The 24,340-nt window shown below is 65.5% G+C and carries 25 protein-coding genes; 15 read left to right on the forward strand and 10 right to left on the reverse strand.

All coding sequences use genetic code 11. The annotated features are described in order from the left end of the window. Positions 1–35 precede the first annotated feature (35 nt). Positions 36–1,364: an aspartate aminotransferase family protein gene (locus IVB23_RS12730; RefSeq protein ID WP_061879385.1), complete on the reverse strand. Its 1,329-nt coding sequence runs from the start codon at positions 1,362–1,364 to the stop codon at positions 36–38. A 148-nt stretch (positions 1,365–1,512) separates the two neighbouring features. Here IVB23_RS12730 and IVB23_RS12735 point away from each other — a divergent pair, with 148 nt between their 5' ends. Both IVB23_RS12735 and IVB23_RS12740 read left to right on the forward strand, forming a co-directional pair. Further along, entirely contained in the window at positions 1,513–2,061 is a 549-nt protein-coding gene (locus IVB23_RS12735) for a cupin domain-containing protein (protein ID WP_038972074.1), read from the forward strand. Between the two features lie 187 nt (positions 2,062–2,248). Next, positions 2,249–2,401, forward strand: a complete 153-nt coding sequence (locus IVB23_RS12740) for a hypothetical protein (protein ID WP_197488712.1) — start codon at positions 2,249–2,251, stop codon at positions 2,399–2,401. Positions 2,402–2,443: 42 nt separating this feature from the next. On the opposite strand, the gene IVB23_RS12745 is transcribed toward IVB23_RS12740, so the two are convergent. Genes IVB23_RS12745 through IVB23_RS12755 form a run of 3 tightly spaced genes read right to left on the reverse strand, consistent with a single transcriptional unit; the run spans position 2,444 to position 6,247 of the window. Beyond that, complete coding sequence (locus IVB23_RS12745) at positions 2,444–4,705, reverse strand: xanthine dehydrogenase family protein molybdopterin-binding subunit (protein WP_247803792.1); 2,262 nt, start codon at positions 4,703–4,705, stop codon at positions 2,444–2,446. Further along, the gene (locus tag IVB23_RS12750; RefSeq protein WP_247803793.1) at positions 4,698–5,753 is read right to left on the reverse strand and encodes a xanthine dehydrogenase family protein subunit M; all 1,056 of its coding nucleotides are present in this window, start codon (positions 5,751–5,753) and stop codon (positions 4,698–4,700) included. Before IVB23_RS12750 ends, IVB23_RS12745 begins: the two co-directional genes overlap by 8 nt. Continuing rightward, a complete protein-coding gene (locus IVB23_RS12755; protein ID WP_061879389.1) occupies positions 5,750–6,247 on the reverse strand; it encodes a 2Fe-2S iron-sulfur cluster-binding protein in 498 nt (165 codons plus the stop codon). Before IVB23_RS12755 ends, IVB23_RS12750 begins: the two co-directional genes overlap by 4 nt. 251 nt (positions 6,248–6,498) lie before the next feature. Between IVB23_RS12755 and IVB23_RS12760 the strand changes: the two genes are divergently transcribed. From IVB23_RS12760 to IVB23_RS12780, 5 genes are all read left to right on the forward strand, one after another. Further along, complete coding sequence (locus IVB23_RS12760) at positions 6,499–7,137, forward strand: TetR/AcrR family transcriptional regulator (protein WP_247804834.1); 639 nt, start codon at positions 6,499–6,501, stop codon at positions 7,135–7,137. A 465-nt stretch (positions 7,138–7,602) separates the two neighbouring features. Next, positions 7,603–8,286, forward strand: a complete 684-nt coding sequence (locus IVB23_RS12765) for an AraC family transcriptional regulator (protein WP_247803794.1) — start codon at positions 7,603–7,605, stop codon at positions 8,284–8,286. 168 nt (positions 8,287–8,454) lie between these two features. After that, positions 8,455–9,261 carry an SDR family oxidoreductase gene (locus tag IVB23_RS12770; protein WP_247803795.1) on the forward strand — a complete coding sequence of 269 codons (807 nt, stop codon included), beginning with the start codon at positions 8,455–8,457 and terminating at the stop codon, positions 9,259–9,261. A gap of 20 nt (positions 9,262–9,281) precedes the next feature. Beyond that, entirely contained in the window at positions 9,282–9,692 is a 411-nt protein-coding gene (locus IVB23_RS12775; RefSeq protein WP_197967531.1) for a heme-binding protein, read from the forward strand. A gap of 29 nt (positions 9,693–9,721) precedes the next feature. Then, the gene (locus IVB23_RS12780; protein ID WP_247804836.1) at positions 9,722–10,195 is read left to right on the forward strand and encodes a nuclear transport factor 2 family protein; all 474 of its coding nucleotides are present in this window, start codon (positions 9,722–9,724) and stop codon (positions 10,193–10,195) included. Positions 10,196–10,384: 189 nt separating this feature from the next. Here the strand turns inward: IVB23_RS12780 and IVB23_RS12785 are convergent, their stop codons facing one another. Next, positions 10,385–11,650, reverse strand: coding sequence for an MFS transporter (locus IVB23_RS12785; RefSeq protein WP_061879395.1), 1,266 nt, complete (start codon positions 11,648–11,650; stop codon positions 10,385–10,387). Between the two features lie 151 nt (positions 11,651–11,801). Between IVB23_RS12785 and IVB23_RS12790 the strand changes: the two genes are divergently transcribed. The 8 genes from IVB23_RS12790 to IVB23_RS12825 all read left to right on the forward strand — a co-directional run bounded on the left by IVB23_RS12790 (position 11,802) and on the right by IVB23_RS12825 (position 19,161). Then, complete coding sequence (locus IVB23_RS12790) at positions 11,802–12,230, forward strand: hypothetical protein (RefSeq protein ID WP_061879396.1); 429 nt, start codon at positions 11,802–11,804, stop codon at positions 12,228–12,230. Between the two features lie 77 nt (positions 12,231–12,307). Continuing rightward, a complete protein-coding gene (locus tag IVB23_RS12795; protein WP_247803796.1) occupies positions 12,308–12,589 on the forward strand; it encodes a hypothetical protein in 282 nt (93 codons plus the stop codon). Positions 12,590–12,598: 9 nt separating this feature from the next. Continuing rightward, positions 12,599–14,023, forward strand: coding sequence for a TolC family protein (locus IVB23_RS12800; protein WP_247803797.1), 1,425 nt, complete (start codon positions 12,599–12,601; stop codon positions 14,021–14,023). Between the two features lie 13 nt (positions 14,024–14,036). Beyond that, entirely contained in the window at positions 14,037–15,371 is a 1,335-nt protein-coding gene (locus tag IVB23_RS12805) for a copper oxidase (RefSeq protein WP_247803798.1), read from the forward strand. A gap of 32 nt (positions 15,372–15,403) precedes the next feature. After that, positions 15,404–15,859 (forward strand): cupredoxin family protein, encoded by a 456-nt coding sequence (locus tag IVB23_RS12810; protein WP_197967532.1) that lies wholly within the window; start codon positions 15,404–15,406, stop codon positions 15,857–15,859. Between the two features lie 14 nt (positions 15,860–15,873). Next, a complete protein-coding gene (locus IVB23_RS12815; protein WP_247803799.1) occupies positions 15,874–16,176 on the forward strand; it encodes a copper-binding protein in 303 nt (100 codons plus the stop codon). Between the two features lie 348 nt (positions 16,177–16,524). Further along, the gene (flhA, locus tag IVB23_RS12820; RefSeq protein WP_247803800.1) at positions 16,525–18,666 is read left to right on the forward strand and encodes a flagellar biosynthesis protein FlhA; all 2,142 of its coding nucleotides are present in this window, start codon (positions 16,525–16,527) and stop codon (positions 18,664–18,666) included. Between the two features lie 294 nt (positions 18,667–18,960). Next, on the forward strand, positions 18,961–19,161 hold the full coding sequence (locus IVB23_RS12825; RefSeq protein ID WP_061879401.1) for a hypothetical protein: 201 nt from the start codon (positions 18,961–18,963) through the stop codon (positions 19,159–19,161). Positions 19,162–19,350: 189 nt separating this feature from the next. On the opposite strand, the gene IVB23_RS12830 is transcribed toward IVB23_RS12825, so the two are convergent. The 5 genes from IVB23_RS12830 to fliJ form a co-directional block, all read right to left on the reverse strand. Beyond that, positions 19,351–20,571, reverse strand: a complete 1,221-nt coding sequence (locus tag IVB23_RS12830; RefSeq protein WP_247803801.1) for an FAD-dependent oxidoreductase — start codon at positions 20,569–20,571, stop codon at positions 19,351–19,353. Positions 20,572–20,685: 114 nt separating this feature from the next. After that, positions 20,686–21,645, reverse strand: a complete 960-nt coding sequence (locus IVB23_RS12835; protein WP_247803802.1) for an AraC family transcriptional regulator — start codon at positions 21,643–21,645, stop codon at positions 20,686–20,688. 196 nt (positions 21,646–21,841) lie between these two features. Beyond that, the gene (locus tag IVB23_RS12840; RefSeq protein WP_247803803.1) at positions 21,842–22,900 is read right to left on the reverse strand and encodes an anti-sigma factor; all 1,059 of its coding nucleotides are present in this window, start codon (positions 22,898–22,900) and stop codon (positions 21,842–21,844) included. Between the two features lie 36 nt (positions 22,901–22,936). Continuing rightward, positions 22,937–23,482 (reverse strand): sigma-70 family RNA polymerase sigma factor, encoded by a 546-nt coding sequence (locus tag IVB23_RS12845; protein ID WP_247803804.1) that lies wholly within the window; start codon positions 23,480–23,482, stop codon positions 22,937–22,939. A gap of 339 nt (positions 23,483–23,821) precedes the next feature. Beyond that, positions 23,822–24,241 carry a flagellar export protein FliJ gene (gene fliJ / locus IVB23_RS12850; RefSeq protein WP_011084990.1) on the reverse strand — a complete coding sequence of 140 codons (420 nt, stop codon included), beginning with the start codon at positions 24,239–24,241 and terminating at the stop codon, positions 23,822–23,824. Between the last annotated feature and the right edge of the window lie 99 nt (positions 24,242–24,340).

Below are 24,340 nucleotides of genomic sequence, written 5' to 3' on the forward strand. Positions count from 1 at the left end.
TGCAAGGAAACAACTCGCAACGGCGAGAGCAATTATCAGGCCACCCGCTTGATGGCGTCGCCGAGGATCGAGACCATCTGGTCGATGTGGCTCTTCTCGACGATGAGCGGAGGCGACATCGCGACGGAGTCGCCGCCAGTGCGAAGGTAGAGGCCGTTGTTGAAGCAATCGACCAGCATGTCGTAGCCGCGCGCGCCGACCGCGCCGTCACGCGGCGCCAGCTCGACCGCACCCATCAGGCCGCAATTGCGGATGTCGACGACGTTCGGCAGCCCCTTCAGCGAATGCAGCGCATCGCGCCAATATTCGGCGAGCGAGGCACCGCGCGTGAGCAGGCCCTCGTCCTTGTAGATGTCGAGGGTCGCGATGCCGGCGGCACACGCGACTGGATGCGCCGAATAGGTGTAGCCGTGGAACAGCTCGATCTGGTTCTCCGGGCCGTTCATCATGCCGTCGTAGATCTTGCGGCTGGCGAACACCGCGCCGCAGGGCACGGTACCGTTGGTGATGCCTTTGGCGGTCGTCATCAGGTCCGGCGTGACGCCGAAGAAGTTGGCCGCGAACGGCGTGCCGAGGCGGCCGAAGCCGGTGATGACCTCGTCGAAGATCAGCAGGATGCCGTGCTTGTCGCAGATCGCGCGCAGGCGCTGCAGATAGTTCTTGGGCGGCGGCAGCACCGCGGTCGAGCCCGGCACCGGCTCGACGATGACGGCGGCGATCGTCTCCGCGCCGTGCAGGGCGACCAGACGCTCGAGATCGTCGGCGAGCTCGGCGCCATGCTCGGGCAGGTCCTTGGCGAAGGCGTTGCGGGTGAGATCATGGGTGTGGCGGATGTGGTCGACGCCCGGCAGGAGGGTGGTGAAGGCGCGGCGGTTGGCGACCATGCCGCCGACCGAGGTGCCGCCGAAGCCGACGCCGTGATAGCCACGCTCGCGGCCGATCAGGCGGGTGCGGCTCGCCTGGCCGTTGGCGCGGTGATAGGCGAGCGCGATCTTCAGCGCGGTGTCGACCGACTCGGAGCCGGAGTTGGTGAAGAAGACGCGGTCGAGGCCATCAGGCGCGACCTCGGCGAGCCGCTCGGCGAAGTCGAACGCCAGCGGATGGCCCATCTGGAACGACGGCGCGAAGTCCAGCGTCATCAGCTGGCGCTCGACGGCGGCGGCGATCTGCTTGCGGCCGTGGCCGGCATTGACGCACCAGAGGCCGGCAGAGCCGTCGATCACCTGGCGGCCGTCGACGCTGGTGTAGTACATGCCCTCGGCCGAGGAGAACAGACGCGGCGACTTCTTGAACTGCCGGTTGGCCGTGAACGGCATCCAGTACGAGTCGGTCTTGATGGTGTTCGGAATCTGATGAAGGGTCACGGCCGCGCTCCTTTGCTGACCCAATAGCTGAGACACGGTTTCGGAACCGCAACAAGTCCTTTTCTGGTGACCTGCAAGCCATTGATTCGACTTGGCCCTTCGGTCCATATTTGCGAGATCCGCAACACCTGCAACAGGGGCCAGGGGCATGAGCGTCGACATCGGTGGACGGCTGCGATTCATCCGGGCGCGCCACAAGCTGTCGCAGCGCGAACTCGCCAAGCGCGCCGGCGTCACCAATTCGACGATCTCGCTGATCGAATCCAATCAAATGAACCCTTCGGTCGGGGCGCTCAAGCGCATCCTCGACGGCATCCCGATGGGGCTCGCCGAGTTCTTCGCGCTGGAGCCGGAGTCGAGGCGCAAGATCTTCTACCGTGCCGAGGAACTCACTGAAGTCGGCAAGAAGCCGATCTCCTATCAGCAGGTCGGCGACAATCTGTTCGGCCGCAGCCTGCAGATCCTGAAGGAGCGCTACGAACCCGGCAGCGATACCGGCCGCGTGCATCTCGTCCATGACGGCGAGGAAGGCGGCATCGTGATCTCGGGCAAGCTCGAGGTCACCGTCGAGGACGAGCGCCGCATCCTCAACCCCGGCGATGCCTATTATTTCGAGAGCCGCCGGCCGCATCGCTTCCGCTGCGTCGGCGGCAAGCCCTGCGAAGTGATCTCGGCCTGCACACCGCCGACGTTTTGAAGGCGCGATAAGGTATCCGGACTCTTACGGAGTCACCGGTTTCTTACGGAGCTTGAGCCATCTCAATTTCCCCGGGCCGCACCGCTATATATTGCGAACCATAGCCGAGCAGCCTGGCGCAAAAGGTGCTGAGGTTATCGCCCGGATGCCCAGGCACGCCGGGGCGGCTTCGTAACAGGGCTCGCAGATGAAGATCACGCTCGCCAATGCAGAAGCTGCGCTCGACGAAGTCCAGCGCGACGCCGACAAGCTCCATTCGCGCGAGTTGCGCAAGGTCATCGCCGAATACATCGAGATGCAGCGCGAGGCGCTGAAGGCGCTCCGCAAGAAGCTGCATTGACGAGGAGCGGCGGAGCGAGAAGATCTCGCCCCGCCTTTTGCCTCAACCTTGCGTCAGCAACTCCTCGATCCGGATCGGGAAGCGGCGCACGCGCACGCCGGTCGCGTGCCAGACCGCGTTGGCGACCGCGCCGGCGCTGCCGGTGATGCCGATCTCGCCGACGCCCTTGATGCCGAGCGCGTTCACATGCGGATCGTGCTCCTCGACCGTGATGACGTCCAGTGGCGGCACGTCGGCATTCACCGGGATGTGGTACTCGCCGAGATTGGCGTTCATGATCCGTCCGCTGCGCCGGTCGGTGATGGCCTCCTCGTGCAGCGCGAACGACATGCCCCAGATCATGCCGCCGAACAGCTGGCTCTGCACCATGCGCGGATTGACGATGCGCCCGGCCGCGAAGGCGCCGACCATGCGGGTGACGCGGACCTGGCCGAGATCGGGATCGACTTTCACTTCCGCGAACACCGCGCCGTGGGCGTGCATCGCATATTCCTCCATCGCGGCAGGGTTCGGCGCGCCGGTGCCGCGCGCCTCGACCTCGGCGACGCCGGCGCGCGCGAGGATCTCGGAATAGCTCTCGCCGCGGCTCTCGTCGTCACGCCGGATCAGCCTGCCATCGCGCGCGATCACGCCGGCATTGCCGGCGCCGAACAGCGGCGAGCGTTCGTCATTGGTGGCGAGATCGGCAAGCCTGGCAATCACGGCCGCTCCGGCACTGTGGATCGCGGCACCGGCGGTGGCCGTGTGCGCCGAGCCACCGGCGATGCCGGCATCCGGCAGGTCGGATGTCCCCGCCTTGAACTCCACGCGGTCGACATCGAGGCCGAGACCGTCGGCCGCGATCTGGGCGAGCGCCGTCCAGGCGCCCTGCCCCATGTCGTGCGCGCCGATCTCCATCACGCCGGAGCCGTCGCGGCGGATCGCCGCGCGGGCTTCGGCCTGGAACATCAGCGCCGGGAAGGTCGCCGTGCCCATGCCCCAGCCGACCAGCAGGCCGGCATCGTCGCGCATCTGCCGCGGCCGGAGCGAACGTTTCGCCCATCCGAAGCGCGCCGCGCCCTGCTCGTAGCAGGCGCGCAGGGCTTTTGAAGAGAACGGCTTGCCGGTGATCGGCTCGATCTCGGCGTAGTTCTTCAGGCGGAAGGCCAGCGGATCCATGCCGCAGGCCCAGGCCATCTCGTCGATCGCGCTCTCCAGCGCAATCGAGCCGGTCGCCTCGCCCGGCGCACGCATGAACAGCGGTGTGCCGGTGTTGACGCGCACGGCATCATGCGAGGTGCGGATCGCCGGCGCCGCGTAGAGCGTGTGCGAGGCATCGGCGGCCGGCTCGTAGAAATCGTCGAACGTGCTCGACACGGTCCGCGCATGGTGATCGAGCGCGGTCAGACGCCCCTCGCCATCGGCGCCGATGCGCAGTCGCTGACGCGTCGGCGCGCGATGGCCGACCGGGCCGTACATCTGCTCACGGCGCAGCACCAGCTTGATCGGCCTGCCGACCAGCTTGGCTGCCATGATGCCGAGGACGGGCGGACCGCCCATCAGCCCCTTGGAGCCGAAGCCGCCGCCGAGGAAGGGACTGCGAATCTGGATCTTGTCGTGCGCGATGCCGAACAGTTCGGCAATGCGCGCCAGCGACAGCATCAGTCCTTGGGTCGGCATGTCCACGGATAGCCTGTCGCCATCCCACTGAACCACGATCGCATGCGGCTCCATCGCGTTGTGATATTGCGGCGGCGTCTCGTAGGTCGCCTCGATTCGCTTCTCGGCCGAGGCAAGGCCCGCCTCGACATCGCCGCGGTGATTTTCGGTGGGATTGCCGACGCCGACAACGGGCGGCACGAAGCTCTCGCCGGCATCGAGCCCGACCAGCGGAGGCAGCGTCTCGTAGCGCGGCGCCAGCAGCGCCGCGCCTTCCGTTGCGGCCTCCAGCGTTTCCGCGATCACGACCGCGATGGGCTGGTTGGCGTAACGGACTTCGTTGCTGTGCAACGCTTCCATCCGGAACACGAACGGATTGGTCTTGATCTCCGGATCGATCGCGAGCTCCGGCTTGTGGTCCGGCGTCATGACGTCGACGACGCCAGGATGGCGCTTCGCGGCGGCGACATCGAGCGAAGTCACGCGGCCGCGCGCGATGCTGGACACGGCGATCACCGCGAACAGCATCCCGGGCGGATGATTGTCGGCGGCATAGGTCGCTCGCCCCGTAACCTTGAGGACGCCGTCACGACGGGTCAGCGGCTGGCCGATGTTCGAGCCGTGCCTGAGATGGGCGGGCGCGCTGGTCAGGTTGAGCTCAGGCATGGATGGCTCCGGAGGTCGCGGCAAAGGGAGAGGCCGGCAGCGCGGGGATACGCGCAGGCGTGCCGGCGGCGGCGAGTAGCAGCGCGCGCACGACGATGCGGCGCGCGAGCTCGATCTTGAAGGCATTGTCGCCGGACGGTTTTGCGTCGGCGAGCGCCCGCCAGGCCGCCTCCTGGAACGCGTCGGCCGTGGGCGCAACGTTCCTGAGCACGTCCTCCGCGCCCCGGGCGCGCCAGGGCTTTGCGGCGACGCCGCCGAGCGCAAGCCGCGCCTCCGCGATCTTGCCGTTCTCGATCCGCAGCGCAGCTGCGGCCGATACCACGGCGAAAGCATAGGACGTGCGCTCGCGGACCTTGAGGTAGCGCGCATGCGCGGCAAAGCCGCGCGCGGCGGGCGGCAGACGCACGGCGACGATGAGGTCTCCGGGCTCGAGCGCGGAGTCGCGCTCGGGCGTATCGCCGGGCAGGCGATGCAGTTGATCCAGCGCGATCTCGCGCCGGCCGCCCCTGCCCTCGATCTCGACGACGGCGTCGAGCGCGACCAGCGGCACGCCGAAGTCGGACGGATGCGTGGCGATGCAGCTCTCGCTCCAGCCGAGCACGGCATGGCTGCGGTTCTCGCCGTCGCGTGCGTCGCAGCCGCTGCCGGCCTCGCGCTTGTTGCAGCGGCTGGCGGTGTCGTAGAAATACGCGCAGCGTGTCCGCTGCAGCAGATTGCCGCCGACGGTTGCGGCGTTGCGCAACTGAGCCGACGCGCCGGAGAGCAGGGCCTCGGCGACCGCGGGATAGGACCTTGCGAAGTCCGCATCGTGCGCGAGATCGGCGTTGCTGACGAGTGCGCCGATACGCACACTGCCGTCGGCGAGACGCTCGATCTGATCGAGCCCATCGAGATGCGTGACGTCGACCAGCCGATCCGGACGGCTGACGCCGCCCTTCATCAGATCGAGCAGGTTGGTGCCGGCAGCAAGAAAAACAGCGCCCGGCTGCGCGGCGGCGGCAACCGCCTCTGCGACCGTGACCGGCCTGACATAATCGAACGGCTTCATGCGGAGCGCCTCTGATTGGATTCGTCCATATGTCCTTGCGCCTCCAGCACCGCATCGACGATGCCGGCATAGGCGCCGCAGCGGCAGAGATTGCCGCTCATGCATTCGCGGATGCGTTCGGGATCGTTGCCGGCCTGCGCCTCGCTCATCATGCCGATGGCGCTCATGATCTGGCCTGGCGTGCAGAAGCCGCATTGAAAACCGTCATGGGCGATGAAGGCGGCCTGCACGGGATGAAGCTGGTCGCCGCGCGCGACGCCTTCGATGGTGAGGATGTCGGCGCCGTCGTGGCTGATGGCGAGCGCGAGGCAGGAATTGATGCGCTTGCCGTCGACGAGGATAGTGCAGGCGCCGCACTGGCCGCGGTCGCATCCCTTCTTGGTTCCGGTCAGATGGAGGCGCTCACGCAGGAGATCGAGCAGCGTGACGCGTGGATCGTCGAGGACGAAATCGCGCCGCGCACCGTTCACGGTGAGGCTGATGGAGTGGTTCATACAAGGCTCCGATCAGATATGGACATGAGTCATCGCGCAGCGCGCCACCGCCGTGGCCGCCGTCGATACCGCGCCGCCCGAACACGATGCGGGCCGACGCTCGACCGAAGATACGGAGGCATCCTCCGTTTAACAAGGGTCGCCTGCAAATATTTGGAATTCGTCAAAAGCCCTTGCGCCACCAACGCGATGCGGCCCTTTTGGGTTCGACGAGGGTTCAATCTAACCAATTCGTGATCTACATTGCCGCCATGGACGACCACGCCGATCACACCCGCAAGCCCCGCGCCGATGCCGTGCGCAATCGCGAACGCGTGCTCGAGGCCGCGAAGGCCGTGTTCAACGCCGGCGGGCCCGAGGCGAGCCTGGAGGCCGTCGCAAAGCGCGCCGGCGTCGGCATCGGCACGCTGTATCGCCATTTTCCGACGCGCGAGGCATTGTTCGAGGCGGTGTACCGCCGCGAGGTCGAGCAGCTCAGCGAACTGGCCGAGCAGTTGAAGAATGCCAAGGATCCGGTCGAGGCGCTGCGTCGCTGGTTGCGCTCAGGGGTCGAGTTTGTTGCGACCAAGAAGGGGATGATGGCCGCGCTGGCGCTCGCGGTGCAAAGCGGGTCGGAATTGCATGCTTTCTCCTTCGAGCGTCTGACCAAGGCGATCGGCTCGCTGCTGGACCGGGCGGTCGCAGCCGGCGAGATGCGCGCCGACATCAACCCGGAGGACCTGCTACGCGCCTTCTTCGGCATGTGCTACGTGCACGACCAGCCCGGCTGGCAGGCGACGGCGCTCCGCCTGCTCGACGTGTTCGTCGACGGCCTGCGGATGCAGCCGCCCGGCAAGGCCAAGGCGAGCTCGTCGAAGACGACGAAGCCGGCGACGAAGCGAAAGCGCTAGGCCGTGCAGTCACAAATGAAATGTCGGCGCCTGAGTGCCGAGCTGAGATCTGCCGATCAGCGGCACATTGCTGCTTATGACCTAAGGAGACCCAGTTCACGCAACTTCTGCCCCGAAGTTGGCTCGATATCGCGATGTCTGTGGATGCGCACTACTTGTGCAATCATTCGGACTTTGTGACATTCTCGGATCGCAGCTTCCATTCCGGAAAATGTCGTGGAATATTATGTTGATGAAGCTCCTGTCGCGGGTGCGGCTATCATTGCGTAACTGATGCGATGTCTGATCCGGTATACACACGAGAACGAAATCCCTTCCAGTCCATGACCCGGATTCTATCGGAGGCGCCGCCTCCGTTGGCACCCATCCACTTGAAGTGCGGCACTCAACTCACTCGTCGTTTTGTTCGCGGCACGCGTTATGGCTATGCCCCAGGCATGCCCGGACATCTTGTCGGCACCTACTATGGCGAGCCGGCTCTCTGCTCCGCTGCGGCCGAATTCCATCACAGTGATTCCCGACCGGCATGATGGAGATTGGGAAGTTGAGGGACCGCTCCACGTGTCCCATGTCTACCTCACCAACGAACGACTGGAGCATTGCCGAACGCTCGTCGGCGGACGAGGCAATGTAGAGCTGATGGCACGCGTCGGCAGCGAAGACGCCGTGACCTCGCAGATTCTCGTGATCCTCAGCAACCCCGACGTGATTACTGATCCTGCGGCACAGTTGCTGGTCGATCGCGCAGTCGACCTGCTCTGTATCCAGTTGTTGCGCTCGCACAGCATAGTACAGCTGCCGCAGAGCCTCGCCAATCCTCGCGGTGGGCTCGCGCGCTGGCAGCTCAGGCGTGTGACCGATTACATGCTGGCTCATCTCGACAAGTCGATCGGGCTCGATGAACTGGCGTCGCAAGTCGGCCTCAGCCGCTACCATTTCTGCACGGCGTTCCGTCTCTCGACCGGATTGACGCCGCATGTCTGGCTGACCCGGCAACGCATGATGCTTGCCCAACGGCTGCTGAATGATCCAAATCTGTCGATCAGTGAAATCGCCCTGGAAGTCGGATATGCGACACCCTCGGCTTTCGCCGCGGCCTTCCGCAGAATCGTCGGGACGACGCCGCGAAGCTTCCGCCGATCCTTGTAGCCGCGCACCGCAAAGGTTGATGAGTGCTCGGGGCGCTCCGTAGCCACCTGCGATATTGCGACGCGCCAAACACCGCAATTCTGCGACAGCTTCCGCAACCGCGCGACGGTTCCGCGGCGGAGCGAGCGCTATGCCTGTCTCACGGACATTGCACGCAGAGAGACAGTCATGAGCAAACGCATTCTGGTCACAGGGGCCGGCTCGGGATTTGGCAAGGCCGCGTCGGTCGGCATGGCGAAGAAAGGCCATAGCGTCATCGCGACCACCCAAGTGTCGTCGCAGGTCACGCCGCTACGGGAGGAAGCCAAAGCGTTGAGTATCGAGAAGAATCTCAGAGTCGAACGCCTTGATCTGACGGACCCCTACGATATTGCGCAGGCGCTCACCTTCGACATCGACGTGCTTTGGAACAATGCCGGCATGGGTGAGGCTGGGCCGGTGTGGGAAATTCCGATCGATCTCGTCCGTAAGAACTTTGAAGTCAACGTCTTCTTGCCGCTCCAGCTGACGCAAGGCGTTGTGCGCCGCTGGGTTGAGCAGGGACACAAAGGCAAAGTGGTCTTCACCTCCTCGATGGGCGGGCTATTCACCCCCGCGAACTGGGGCACGTATGTCTCGACCAAGCACGCACTCGAGTCGATCGCGGAAGCTTTGCAGCAGGAGCTCTCGAGCCATGGGATCAAGGTGCAGACGATCAACCCCGGCGCCTATTACACCGGTTATAACGAGACCATGGCGGACAATCCGTTCCGCTGGCTCGACGACAGGCGGCATTTCACCAAGCGCGCCGACCTGCGCAGGGGCTTCGACGACTTCTTCGCCACCCCCCAGGGCAGGATGGACCCGACTGAGATGATCGAGCGCATGATCGAGATCGTGCCCGCGGATGAAGGGAAGTTCCGCAATGTCGTGCCCAAGGCAGTTGAGGACATGCTCAAGGCGCATCAGCTGGCCGCATGGGAAAACAAGATTTGATCGTGCCGGACGGATCACCCATGAGCCTCACTGAACAAATCGTTGAGCGTGCAATGGCGGCCGGTCGCGCCGCCGCGCGCGAAATCGGCGTTCCGATGAACATTGCAGTGCTTGACGCGGCTGCGCACATCAAGTCGTTCGTCCGCATGGATGGGGCCCTGCTGGGCTCGATCGACATTGCGCTCGGCAAGGCCAGGACGGCAGCGTTGTTCGGTATGAACAGCGAGGCCGTGGGTGAATTCTGCAAGCCCGGCGGCAGTTCGCCGGGACTGGAGCTCACGAATGGCACGTTGGTGATCTTCGCCGGCGGCGTACCCATTCGCGACGGCACCGGTGCCCTGCTCGGCGCGATCGGGGTGTCCGGTGGCGCCGTTGCACAAGATGCCCTTGTCGCACAAGCCGCGGCCGCAGCCGCACAATCCAAGGCGTGAAAAGGAGTTGCACTATGACATATGCCGGGATGCCATTGCTGGCCGCCAGCCTCGTCTTTGCGAGCGCAGTTCTGCCAGCGCGGGCAACGTCGTCAGAGGAGGACAATCAGGCTCTTATCGCGCGCAGCTTTGATGCCTGGCGCGAGGGCACCGGCGGGCCCTACGATCTTCTCGCCGACGACGTGGTCTGGACCATCACCGGCAATTCCCTCGCGGCGAAAACCTACCCAAGCCGCGAGGCCTTCTTGGGGGAGGTCATTCGACCATTCAATGCGCGGATGAAGACCCGTTTGGTGCCGACCATGCGGCACCTCTACGCTCAAGGAAACACCGTGATCGCGTTCTTCGATGCCAAAGGCGAGACGCGCGACGGCCAGACCTACGCCAACACATATGCCTGGTTCCTGGAGATGAAGGACGGCCGCATCGCGCGCGCCCACGCATTCTTCGACAGCATTGCCTTTGACGCCTTCTGGCGGCGCGTGAAGCCGGAAGCAGAATAAACCCTCACATTGGATGTCTGCTTTTGGCCCCGTCGGCGAGCTTCAACGGAAGTTCGCCGCCGTTGACGGTGAGCTGGAGCACCCAGCGAAGCGCGTGATTTCTGAGTACACGCACGGCGGCGCAGATGTGCCAGGATTGCCTTCAGCGGATATCACCGGCTGCTCGCTGCTGAAGGCGGGACGATCCGCTCAAGTCGCAAAGCCCGGCCCGGTCTTGACCGAGCTCATCCGCGAGCGGATCAGGAGCAGCACGACGATGCCGACGTTCAGCGCATTCCAGGCGACGCCGTTGGCGAATGCCGCGGCATACGAGCCGGTGGCATCGAAGATGATGCCGGACACCCAGCCGCCGAAGGACATGCCGAAAACGGACGCAAAGATCACGATGCCGACGCGGGTCGCTGCCTCGCTCGCCGGCATCGCCTCGCGCACGATGATGGCATAGCTCGGCACGATGCCGCCCTGGAACAGGCCAAACATCGCGGAGATCAGATACAGCGAGGTCAGGCTGTCGAAGAACAGATAGAACACCAGCGCAAAACCCTGCGCCAGCGATCCGACCAGCAGCGTGCGGATGCCGCCGATCTTGTCGGCGAGATAGCCGGAGCCGATCCGGCTGACGATGCCGCATGCCATCATCAAGGACAGCATCTCGGCGCCGCGCGCCACGCCATAGCCGAGATCGCCGCAATAGGCGACGATATGCACTTGCGGCATGGCCATCGCCACGCAGCAGGCGATGGCCGCGATCGAGAGCAGCACCGTCAGCGTGTTGGTCGAGAGCTTGAGGTCGACCCGCGGCGGCGGCGCATTGGCGTGATCGCGAACCTTGTCGTTGCCCATCTGTGCGCGCAGGACGAGGACCAGAAGCGTCATCGTGCAGGCGCAGACCATGCCGATGCCGATATGGGTGTAGCGCCAGCCGATCTCCTGCGTGCCCCAGCTCACGATCGGCGGCCACATCGTGCCCGCGACATAATTGCCGCTGGCGACGATCGTCACCGCCAGCCCGCGATAGCGCTCGAACCAGTGCGAGGCCTCCGCCATCAACGGGGCGAAGGTCGCCGCGGTGCCGAGCCCGATGAGGAAGTAGGCCGCCACGAACTGCCAGAGGTGACTCGACAGACCCGCGAGCACGTTGGCGACGCCGAGAAAGGCGATGCTGATCGCCATGGCCGGTACGATGCCGAACCGGTCGGTGATCTTGCCGGCGATCACGCCGCCAAGCCCGAAGCCGAACATCATGAGGGTGAAAGCCAGCGACACCGCGCCGCGCGTGGCGCCGAATTCGGCCTGCACCACGGGAATCACGACCACGACCGCCCACATGCCGACGGCGCCGATCGAGCCGATCAGAAGCGCAATGATCAGCCGCATCCAGGCCTGACGAGAATCAGGGCTGAATGATTGAGGCGTCTGTCCTGGATGATTTGGCGCGTGCACGGGCCGGACCATGGCCCGCGGCTCGCCACAGGGTCAAGCATTGTGGCGCGATATTGGGCATGCGCGGTGCACTGCGGTAAGAAGGAGCTTGGCGACCGCGCAATTTGCTACTATTTTGCAATCCGCGTGTGCACCTTTGCCGCGCGGAGAGCATGCCGGCGGAATGTTGCTGCGATTGACGCGATCGATGCGGATCAGGGTGGGGCGGATCATCGCCCTCGCCTATCTGTTCTGCGTGCTCGCACCGGCGGCAAGCCTTGCCTGGGGCAGCGCTGCGCCCTGCATTGGCGACGAGGGTCTCGCTGACCTCGCTCCGACGCATCACCATATGGCTGCGAGCCATGGCGATGTTCCGCACGAACATGCGGGAACACCCTCCCAGACCGCCGCGAAGGACGCACCTGCTCCGAATCATCACGACGGCAAGGGAACAGTGGGCCCGTGCTGTGCGATGATGTGCGTCAGCGCGCTGCCGGCCGATCTGCCCAGCGTCGCCACGCCGGTCCGCCCGATGTCGACCTGTGCGCCCGAGATCGTGCCCAGCTTGCACAGCGCCGCGCCGCCCCAGCACTACCGCCCTCCCATCGCCTGATCTGACACGACGATTTCGGTTTCGATGCGCGCTTTTGCGCGCGCGGACCTGTGGTCTTTCAGATCGGGAATTAAGACATGGTTGCGCTTTCCGGGGCGAAATCTGCCGCATCTGCGGTGGGTGATCGACACTCTCATTTCATTTGGCTGCTGCTGGCCTTTGCCGCGCCGGCACTGTCCGGCTGCATGCCGGCAACGACGCACATGGCCAGCGCGGATCCTGCCGATCCGACGGCGAAGGTCGCCCCAATCGGCTATCGCTCGACCATTGCGCCCTATACCAGCCTGCGCCCTGCGACGCCGGCACCATGGCGTGGCCGCAACGAGGCGGTGACGCCGCAGCCGAAGCAAGAGCGGTAGGAGCGCACCATGTCACAGCATTTTGCGCGAGGCCTGCTCGTGCTCGCCGCGCTCGGACTTTCCGGCTGCGCCGCGTTCTCGCCCGACGGCGGCATGACTGACGTCTCGGATGTGACGAGCCGGACCATCAACAAGGACGTCGCCTTCGTGCGCTCGGCCGAGGGCGCCGCCGCGGTCGACGCCCGCGTCCGCCAGCTGCTCTCGCGCACGCTCAGCGTCGACGCCGTCGTGCAGATCGCGCTGCTCAACAACAAGGGACTGCAGGCCGCCTACAACGAGCTGGCGCTGGCTGAGACCGATCTCGTCGAGCAGAGCCTGCCGCCCAATCCCGTGTTCGCGATCTCGCGGATATCAGGCAACGGCGCCAGCGAGATCGAGCGCCAGGTGGTCGGCGACATCCTCGCGCTCGCCACCCTGCCGTTCCGGTCCGAGATCGCACGGGAACGCTTCCGCGGAGCGCAGCTGCGCGCCGCGCTGGCGACGCTGCGGCACGCCTCGGACGTGCGCCGAGCCTATGTCCGCGCGGTTGCCGCCAACGAGATGGTGGAGCTGCTGACCGACGCGAAGGCGACGGCGGAATCGACCGCGCAGCTCGCGCTCAAGCTCGGCGAGACCGGCTCGCTCAACAAGCTCGACCAGGCCCGCGAGCAGGTGTTCTATGCCGAGACCACCGCCGACCTTGCCAGCGCGCGACAGGCGGCGGGAAGCGCGCGCGAAAGGCTGGCGCGGCTGATGGGGCTGTGGGACGACGGTCTCGACTTCCGCCTGCCAGATCGACTGCCGCCGCTGCCGCGTCGGCCGCAGGCCTTGCCCTCGATCGAGGCCGACGCAGTGGCGCACCGTATCGACCTGCAGATCGCACGGCTGGAGCTGGCCGCGCTGGCGAAGGCCCTGAACCTCACCGAGGCGACGCGCTTCGTGACGCTGCTCGATCTCGCCGGCATCTCCCGTCGCACCCAGGATCCGGAAGGCCCGCCGTTCCGCGAACGCGGCTTCGACGTGCAGTTCCAGATCCCGATCTTCGACGGCGGCGAGGTGCGGGTGCGGCAGGCCGCCGAGACCTACAATCTCGCCTTCAACCGCCTGACCGAGCGGGCCGTGAATGTGCGGTCGGAGGCGCGCGACGCCTATCGCGTCTATCGCTCCACCTACGACATCGCCGGCCATTACCAGCGCGAGATCATCCCCTTGCGGAAGATCATCACCGAGGAGATGCAGCTGCGCTTCTCCAGCATGCAGGTCGACATTTTCGCGCTGCTCACCGAGGCGCGACAGCGTTTGGCGTCGCTGCGCGGCGCGATCGACGCCAGGCAGCGATTCTTTCTCGCCCAGGCCGATTTGCAGACTGCCATCAACGGCGGTGGCGTGCCGGCGGCCGGCGGCGACAATCCAACCACCATCGCCGCGGCAGCGCCTGCCGGCGGCGGCCACTGAGATGGAGGCCAGCATGTTTTCCCGCCGAGGATTCTTAGGCAGCGCCGCGCTTGCCGGCGCGTCGGCCATCAGCGGCCGTGTCCAGGCCGCTTCGATTCCGGAAGCACCCACCATGGACAAGGTGGTGATGCAGCCGCCGCTGCATCCGGTCAGCGGTCCCGACTATCGCCCCGTGGTCACGCTCAACGGCTGGTCGCTGCCTTTCCGCATGAACGGCGACTGGAAGGAATTCCATCTCGTCGCCGAACCCGTGGTGCGTGAATTCGCCGAGGGCATGAAGGTGAATTTGTGGGGCTACAACGGGCAATCGCCGGGCCCGACCATCGAAGCCGTCGAGGGCGACAAGCTTCGCATCTTCGTCACCAACAGACTGCCCGAATACACCACCGTGCACTGGCACGGCATGATCATTCCGAGCGGGATGGACGGCGTCGGTGGGCTGACCCAGCCGCACATCCAGCCGGGCAAGACCTTCGTCTACGAATTCGAGATGAAGCAGAGCGGGACCTTCATGTACCACCCGCATTCCGACGAGATGGTGCAGATGGCGATGGGCATGATGGGCATGGTCGTCGTGCATCCGCGCGACCAGAGCTTCCGGCCCGTCGACCGCGACTTCGTCTTCGTGATGAGCACCTATCGCGTCGACCCCGGCACCTATCTGCCGCATGTCAACGAGATGACCGACTTCAACATGTGGACCTGGAATGCGCGGGTCTTTCCCGGCATCGATCCGCTCCCGGTCAGGCTCGGCGACAAGGCGCGCGTGCGCATCGGCAATCTCAGCATGACCAACCATCCGATTCACCTGCACGGCCACAGCTTTGCGGTGACCTGCACCGACGGCGGCTGGATCCCGGAGAGCGCACAGATCCCGGAGACGACCACCGACGTACCGGTGGGCGCGGTGCGCGTGTTCGACGTGCTCGCCGACAATCCCGGCGACTGGGCGTTCCACTGCCACAAGTCGCATCACACCATGAACGCGATGGGACACGACGTGCGCAATCTCATCGGAGTGTCGCGCAAAGACCTCGCCAAGGCTGTCGGCAAGCTTGCGCCTGACGGCATGGCCATGGGCTCGACCGGCATGGCGATGGGCAACATGGAGATGCCTGCGCCCGACAACACGCTGCCGATGATGACCGGCACCGGCCAGTTCGGCCCGATCGAGATGGGCGGCATGTTCACGGTGATGAAGATCCGCGAAGACCTCGCGCGCGACGATTACCGCGATCCCGGTCCGTACAAGTTCCCGCAAGGCACCGTCGCCTACGAAGTGGCTGCACCCGCCTCGGAGCCGGCGCGGCAAAAATCCGGCAGCCCGCCGATGAAGCACAAGATGTGAGCGTTTCGATGAACCACCAACTGGAGACCACGATGAAGACCACGATCAGGCTCGGCCTCGCGCTGGCTGCACTTTCGACCGCGCCGGCCTTTGCTCACGACAAGCACGGGCACGGAAATTTTTCCGCCGGCGAACCCGGCGATCCCAACAAGCCCGCACGCACGATCGAGGTCCTGATGAACGAGATGGACTACACACCTGCGAAGATCGAGGTCAAGCGCGGCGAGCAGATCCGCTTCGTGCTGCGCAATGTCGGCAAGGAGGACCACGAATTCCTGCTGGCCACACCGAAGGAAAATCTCGCGCATGCGGTGGAAATGAAGAAGCACCCGCACATGGAGCACGACGATCCCAACGGTGTCCGGCTCGCGCCGAACAAGACGGCCGAGATACTCTGGAAATTCAGCAAGGCCGGCACATTCGAATTTTCCTGCCTGATTCCCGACCACCGCGACTACGGCATGGTCGGCCACGTCACCGTGAAGTAACGAAGGAGACTGCCATGAACCGCGTCATCCGTATCACTGCTGCGCTCGCGCTTGCTGTCGGCCTTGCGACTGCAACCCTCGCAGCCGAGGGCGCCTCGATCAGCGGCGAGGTGAAGAAGATCGACGAGGGCGCCGGCAAGATCACGCTGAAGCACGGACCGGCCAAGAGCCTCGGCATGGAGGACCCCATGACCATGGTCTACCGCGTCAAGGACCCCGCCATGCTCAAGCAGGTGAAGGTCGGCGACAAGGTGACCTTCGAGGCCGAGGAGGCGGCGTCGGGGTACACGGTGACGAAGATGGACAAGGCGAAGTAGGGGCGATTTCCCTGGCACCCTTGAGTCGCCAATAGCTCCGTCATGGCCGGGCTTGGCCCGGCCATCCACGCCTTTCCGCGCGGCACGGAGAACGTGGATGCCCGGGACAAGCCCGGGCATGACGAATTCTCCGCAATCTCCGCCCCGTTCTCTTCCCACCCTCCGTTAACCCTTTGCTAACCATACACCCGGCAAGAATTGCCGGGTGAAGTCGAGTGTCGTCAGCCGCGTAGAACGGGAGCTCCCGTGGACGCCAGTGCGGTGCCTCACTTTCGGAACGGCGGCCCATCGGCCGCCGCGCAGACGTTTGGGGCGCGCGGACGGCAGTCGCGCGGGGAGGCAGCTACCATGGTCGACGTCACGGCGGGACAGGGCGTAGGCAGCGCGAAGCCCGGCATCCCCTCCCTCAACGAGATCGTCAACATCCTCAAGCGCGGCGACATCGCGCTGGCGCTCGGCGTCCTCACCATCCTGGTGGTGCTGATCCTCCCCCTGCCCGCGATCGTGCTGGACCTGTTCCTGGCGATCTCGATCACGCTCTCGATCCTGATCCTCATGACGTCGCTGTTCATCCAGGCGCCGCTCGAATTCTCGGCCTTCCCGACCGTCCTCTTGATCTCGACCATGCTGCGCCTGTCGCTCAACATGGCCTCGACCCGCCTGATCCTGTCGCACGGGCACGAGGGCACGGCCGCCGCCGGTCACGTCATCGAAGCCTTCGGCAACTTCGTGATGGGCGGCAATTTCGTCATCGGCATCATCGTCTTCGCCATCCTGATCATCGTCAACTTCGTCGTCATCACCAAAGGTTCGGGCCGTATCGCCGAAGTCGCGGCGCGCTTCCATCTCGACGCCATGCCCGGCAAGCAGATGGCGATCGACGCCGACCTCTCCGCCGGCCTGATCGACGAGAAGGTCGCCAAGGAGCGGCGCAAGGAGCTGGAGGACGAGAGCGGCTTCTTCGGCGCGATGGACGGTGCCTCCAAATTCGTCCGGGGCGACGCCATCGCCGGCCTCCTGGTCGTCTTCATCAACGTGGTCGGCGGCATGATCATCGGCGTGGCGCAGCAAGGCATGTCCTTCGCCGACGCCGGCCGCACCTACACGCTCCTGACCGTCGGTGACGGTCTCGTCACCCAGGTGCCGGCGCTGATCGTCTCGACGGCGGCTGGCCTGCTCGTTTCCAAGGCCGGCGTGTCCGGCGCCGCCGACAAGGCGCTGATGAAGCAGTTCTCCGGCTATCCGCAGGCACTGGCGATGTCCTCGGCAGTGATGCTGGTGCTGGCGGCCCTGCCGGGCATTCCGACCCTCCCGTTCCTGGCGCTCGGTGCCGGCGCCGGCGCGCTGGCCTGGAACGCCCGCAACCGCAACCGCGCCACCGCCAGGGCCGACGAAGCCGCCAAGGCCGCGCCCGCGGCAGGTCAGCCCGGCGCGCCGGGGGCCGCTGCGACCGAAGAGCCGATCTCGGCCGCACTCAAGATCGACGACCTCAAGATCGAGCTCGGCTATGCGCTCCTGCCGCTGGTCAACGGTCCCGACGGCACCGATCGCCTCACCGAGCAGATCAAGGCGCTGCGCCGTTCGCTCGCCATCGAGATGGGTTTCGTGATGCCGGCGGTGCGCATCCTCGACAACGTCCAGCTCGAGGCCAACACCTACATCATCAAGATCAAGGAGGTCGACGCCGGCACCGGCAAGATCTGGCCCAACCAGTTCATGGTCATGGATCCCGGCGGCGGCCAGGTGCAGGTGCCCGGCATCCACACCACCGAGCCGACCTTCGGCCTGCCCGCGACCTGGGTCGACGCCAGCCTCAAGGAAGAAGCCTCTCTCAAGGGCTACACCGTGGTCGACGCAGCGACCGTGCTCTCGACCCACCTCACCGAGCTGCTCAAGGCCAACATGTCGGACCTGCTCTCCTATGGCGAGGTGCAGAAGCTTCTCAAGGAGCTGCCGAAGGAGCAGAGCGAGCTGGTCAAGGACATCGTCCCCGGACAGGTCACGGTCTCCGGCATCCAGCGCGTGCTGCAACTGCTGCTCGCAGAACGCATCTCGATCCGCGACCTCTCGACCATCCTCGAAGGCATCGCCGATTCGCTCGCCTTCTCGCGCAACCCCGCCACCATGGTCGAGCACGTCCGCGCCCGCCTGGCGCGGCAGATCTGCGCGCAGAACACCTCGTACGCCGGCTATCTGCCGCTGATCGCGCTGTCGGCGAAATGGGAGCAGGCTTTTGCCGAATCCATCATCGGCCAGGGCGAGGAGCGCAGCCTCGCGATGCAGCCCTCGAAATTGTCGGAGTTCATGACCGCCGTGCGCGAGGCGTTCGAGCGCGCCGCCCGCGAGGGCGAAGCGCCGGTGCTGGTCACCTCTGCGGCAATTCGTCCGTTCGTCCGGTCCCTGGTGGAGCGGTTCCGGGCCCAGACGACAGTGCTGTCGCAGGCAGAAATCCACCCCAGGGCGAGGCTGAAAACGGTCGGAAGCATCTGATTTGCCTTAAGAACCCGTGTGTTTTTCAGCCACAGGCAAATGGTTTTTGAGTTCCTGGCGCCTTGTCGACCAAAGGCTGACGAGACGTCCAATCGGCACATTACACCATTGAAATAATTATATAATTGAACGATACAGGATCATTTTCGATCGCGACCTTTCACGTCCTATCACGCTCTTGTGACCGCCCCTTGGGAACGAATCCCGCCAATACTAGGTTGTTGGGCACCGGAAGCATGAACCTGCCTGAACTGGCTGGCGACTACTTCGGGTAGATGGCGGCAGGAGCCTTCCATGAACCACTCGATCTACAGCGCAGATCGCTCGACCCACTTGAAAATCGTGGTCGTAGCCCTCGTCGCGGGGATCGCGGTGGCAGGCCTCGGCATTACGGCGCGTTCGGGTTCGGATGAAGGTTTGACCCAGACCGCCCGCGTCATCAAGGCCGGCAAGCCGGTCGTTGTCACCAGTTCGGACGCATCCCTTGTTCGATAAGGAGATCTAGAGTTTCAGGAATTCACGCGGCTCTTTACCAGCCCCCCAAAGTCGCCACGTGGATATGTAGACGACCCCAACCCCAAGTCGACTACAGAAAGCGCCCGCCCCCCACGGGCGCTTTCTCATGTCCGGGGGTATCTTGCGACACGCTCAGCCGACGTCCTCCAACCAGCATCAATCAGATTATCACCGCCCGCCATAAGTCGGCGGCGGCGCCTGCACGGTCGGCGCTGCGGCAGCGAACAGTTCGTCCTTGCTCCCGGTCAGCGGCGGATAGATCCGTCTGCGGTTGATGGTCTGCTTGGTCGCCTTTGCGGCCGCGCCGGTGGCACGGACCTCGCGATCCCACCCCTCCGTATAGAGCGCACCCCAAGCGCCGAGATCGAGCACGGTGACGTACCAGTCGATCCGCAGCGGCAGCATGGGCAGGCCGACGAGATCGGCCACCACGTTGTGGCCGGCGAAGCGGCCCATGGGGCGGGCGAACTGACAGGACATCACGGTCGGATGCAACCCGTCGATCACGCTCGAGGCAACGTCGCCGGCCGCGAACACGCCGCCGACATCCGCAACCCGCATCACGGGATCGACCAGAAGGCGCCCGAGGCGATCGCGAGCGCCCGGAAAGCTCGTTGCCAAGGGGCTTGCACGCATGCCCGCGCACCAGATCACCGTCTGCGCCGCAATGAACTCACCCGAGTTCAGGCGCATGCCAGCGGCCTCGATCGACACGACACGCACACCGAGCCGCGTCTCGATGTCGAGCGCAGCCAGGGCCGTCTCGACGACCGGACGCGCGAGCGCGCCGATCGTGGCGCCGACCGCTGGATTAGGATCGACCAGGATGATGCGGCGGCTGCCGCTGATGCCCGCACGCGCCAACCGGTCAGGCATCTCGGCTGCGACCTCGATGCCGGTGAAGCCGGCGCCGACCACCACCACCGTTGAACGTCCTGGCGACGGCGCGCTGCGTCCAAGCAAAACCAGATGTTCTTCGAGGCGGAGCGCCGCGGCACAGGTATCGACGTCGAAGCCGTGCGCGGCAAGGCCGGGAATATCGGGGCGCATCACCTCGCTGCCGAGCGCCAGCACGAGGCGATCATAGCCCAGCGTCTCCTCGCCGCTGCTGGTGACGAGCGAGATCTCGCGCCGTACCGGATCGATGGCCTCGACCTCGCCGAGGCCGTGGCTGACACCGATCGGATCGAGCAGTTGCGGCAGCGGCAGCGCGACCTCGCCGAGATCGGCCTCGTAGTTGCGCACGCGGATATTGTGATAGGGGTTGCGGTCGATGACACGGATCTCGATGTCGCGGTCGCTGGCGCCGATCTCGTCTCGCTTGCGCGCAGCGCCGATGGCCGCCCACAGGCCTGCAAATCCGGCACCGAGCACGACGATACGCGCCATGTCCGCCTGCGCACCTTCCAGAGGATCCTGCGGTCTCCCCGCCTGGACAGACTAGCTCAACAACCGGCGTCGACCAAATGCGGCAGCGCCCGCGCCGCCGCACGAAATCGCGACTTACGCCTCACGCAGCTCCGACGGCGTCGCCCCGAAGCGCTTGCGAAAGGCGCGATTGAAATAGGACAGATCGGAGAAGCCGGAGGAATGCGCGATGTCGCTGATCTTGCGCGCCCGGGCGCGGGGATCACCGAGCAGCTTGCGCGCATGGAGCAGGCGCTGCTCCAGCACGAATTCGGTGAAGGTCGTGCCGGCCTGCTCGAACAGGCGCTGTGCCTGCCGCGGGCTCAGTCCTGAGCGCGTCGCGACCTCGGCCAGACAGAGATCGTTGCGGCCGAGTGCGGCCATCACGTCGGCGCGCATCAGATCGAGGCGAGCCGCCGCCTGGCCGCGGCCGTGTGCGCGGCTTGCATGCTCCGCATCGCTGCCGAGCAGGAGACCGACGAGATCGACCATGTGCTGCGCGGTCAGGCGCTGGCCTACCGCATCGAGATGCGGCGCGTGGTTGGCGGCGAGCGCATGGTAGCGGAAGATGGTCTCTGCGACCGCGCCGGCGCAGAGCACCTGCGAGAGCTTGTCCTCGGCGCGCGGATTGATGTCAAGCAGCGCACGGCGCGGCATGCGAATGGTGGTGAAGCGGTCTTCGTCGGTGTGGCCGACGGTGCCGGTGATGCTCATGTCGACGAGCACCATCTGCGCGGGCGTGAGCTCCACGGTATGCCCATTCTGTCCGACGCGGACGAGCCCCGCATGCGCCGCGATCAGGACGAGGTCGTCGCTGCCGTCGGCGAGGTGGCTCTGCGTACGGGAATATTGCGCGGAGGCGCCTTCCGGAATGGCGAGCACGATGTTGTCGATGACGCTGACCTGGAGCCGGCAATCGATGCTGTCGCCCTGGCTCGGCCCGATGTCGAGGCCGCAGCGACCGAAGGCCCGCCCGCGCCAGTCTTCGAACGCCGGGCCGTGCGGCAACCCCGCATATTGGTGACGGAAGATGCCTGGCGTTCTCGCTGCGTCCATCTGATGTTCTCGCCTCTCCGGCATCGCCGACTTCAAATTCCGGGGATTTGACGCCGCGGCTTGGGGGGAGGTTCAAAATCGGGGGCTGATTTGGCCGGGCTTGTCGAAATGCGACGACCGGATGGACCGTGGCGACAAGGCGCGCCCTTCCAGCCCGAATGGAGCGCAGCTCCATCCGGCCACGATGCTGCAATGCTTATTTCTGTGCGGGCGCCTGCGGCTGCGTGGGCGGCACGGTCTCGATCAGCTTGCCGGAAAACACCGGAGCCGAGGTCGGCTGGCCGTTCGGCGAGCCACCGGCCTGTTCGACGGTGACGGCGAAGGTGGCGCCGTTGACGACCTCGGCATCATAGGAGGCGAGCAGCGAACGCGCGGTGAAATCGCCGGCCCCGATGACGCCGAGCGAGCGCGGGCGCGGCAGCTTGTCCGAGATCAGCCAGAGCTCGAAACTCTTGCCGGGCTCCGGCGCCGCGCCGACTTTCCGCACCGTGAAATTCCGCGTCGCGCCGTCGATGGTGAGGATGAAGGCGGGGCCGCCGCCCTGGTCCTGCAGCAGCGCGACATATTGCGCTGAGGCGGCGAGCGGCGCGGCCGGGGCCTTCACCTCCACCGTCTGGATGCGGGGCGCAGGACGCAAGACGCCCGGCAGCGCATCAGGCAGGAATATCTGAAGCGACAGCGTCACGAGCAGCGCGGCCGCGAGCGCGCCGACGCTGGATGCAATGTTGCGCCAGCGCTTCACGCGCCCCTCGAGGCGGATCACGTCACCATCGACGACCGGCGCCAGCTGTGCGCGCAAAACATTGATATCCGGAGCATGGACCTGCGGAATGAATTGCGGCGCGATGTCCGGGATGGCATCGGGTTCGGGGCGCGACGACCCGGGCTGCTCCGCGGCGGGATGCGATGTCTGCGGGGGCTCGTTCTCCGCGGAAGATTCCGACGTCGCAGCTTCCTCCGCGGGCAGGTCCGGCATGGGCGCAGGCGGCGGCAAAGCTTCGGCAGGTGCAGGCGGCTCCTGCGCAAGCGCGGTGCGCGTGATTTCGGACTTGATGTTCTCCCACACGACCGGACGCGGCTCGACCGAGCCGACCATCTGGTTGAGCGCGCCAAGTCGATAGGACCACGACTGCACGATACCGGCGAACGCCTCGTCCTCCGCCATCATGGCCTCGACCTGCGCACGCTCATCGGCGTCGAGCGTACCAAGCGCGTATTCCGCGGCGAGCGCGATATGATCCTCCGTGTAGGCCATCAATTGCGGTCCAGAACCATCCTCATCATCAGCCCATCACAGCCCCAGGCACTCCCGAATATCCAGCATGCTGCGCCGGAGCCACGTCTTCACCGTGTTGACGGGCGCGGCGAATTTCTCCGCCAATTGCTCGCGGCTCCAGCCGTTGTAATAGGCGAGAAGCACGAGCCTCTGACGGTCCGGCTCGAGCCGGCCGATACATTCCAGGAGCCGCTTCAGCTCCTCGGTCATCTCGCGGCGCGCCAGCGGATCGGGACTCTCGGCCGCGACCTCCATCGCCCGAGGCTCTTCCTCGATGGAGACTTCCGACTTCTTGCGCACGATGTCGATTGCGCGGTTGCGCGCGATCGAGGCCATCCACGTGATCGGCGACGACAAGGCCGAATTGAACCGGCCGGCGCTGTTCCAGATCTTGACGTAGGTCTCCTGGATGACCTCCTCTGCGAGATCCTGTCGGCGCAAGATACGGAGCACGACGCCATAGAGTTTCGCGCGCGTGGCGGCGTAGAGGCGCTCGAACGCAGCCTGATCGCCCTTCGCCACCGCCTCGATCAACTCGACCAGCTCCGCTGGCGTCAGCATTCAGCCCCCTCATCTTCCTCCCTCTCCCCGCCTGCGGGGTCGGGACGAGCTACGCTCGCCCTGAGAGGGTTGGGGTGAGGGGGAGTCTCCGCAAGGGAGGTTGCAGATGGACTCGCCGAGAGTCCCCCTCACCCGGATCGCATCTGACGATGCTGCGCATCGCCGGGGCGATCCGACCTCTCCCCGCAAGCGGGGCGAGGTAAACCTCCCACCACCATAGCGCGCGGCAAAGCCGACCACCAAGGGGCGCGGCGCCACGCTGTGGACAGCACATACGAAAACCCGGACCTTGCGGGTCCGGGTTTGGCAAATTCCAACGTGGTCTGGCTGCCGGCCGGCTCAGGCTACCGCGCCGATGCGGGCCCGCATCAGGCCGATGCTGTCGAGGTCGGCCTGCTCGCGGGCGTTTTCCTCGGCGCGCTCGCGGGCCTGGTCGCGCTCGTCGAGGAGCTCGACCTTCTTCAACTCTTCGAAAGCCTCGGCCAGTGCGGCCTTGGCTTCGTCGAGCTGGCCCTTCAGCTCATCGGCTGAACGGGTCAGGTTCTCGCGGCGCTGAATCGCGGCCTTGGCATAGGTCGGATAGGCGAAGTGCGAGGGATCGTTGATCCCGGCACGCTCCTGCTCGGTCTGGATCTCGCGTTCGAGATCGACCGACATCCGCTGGAAATCGGCGATCATGGTCTCGATCTGGGTGACCCGGCGGCGCTTCTCGTCGACCTGAAACTTCTTCAGGCGGATAAGCGTATCTCGTGACTTCATCGACTCGTACTCCCCAGAAGTCCCCCCGCTGCACGTGGGACGGCACCGGTCGCCCCCCAGGCCCGATTGAGGCCAAGACCGGCTCTGCTACTCTGTGGG

This window comes from Bradyrhizobium sp. 191 (assembly GCF_023100985.1).
GTDB classification, from domain to species: Bacteria; Pseudomonadota; Alphaproteobacteria; order Rhizobiales; family Xanthobacteraceae; genus Bradyrhizobium; species Bradyrhizobium diversitatis.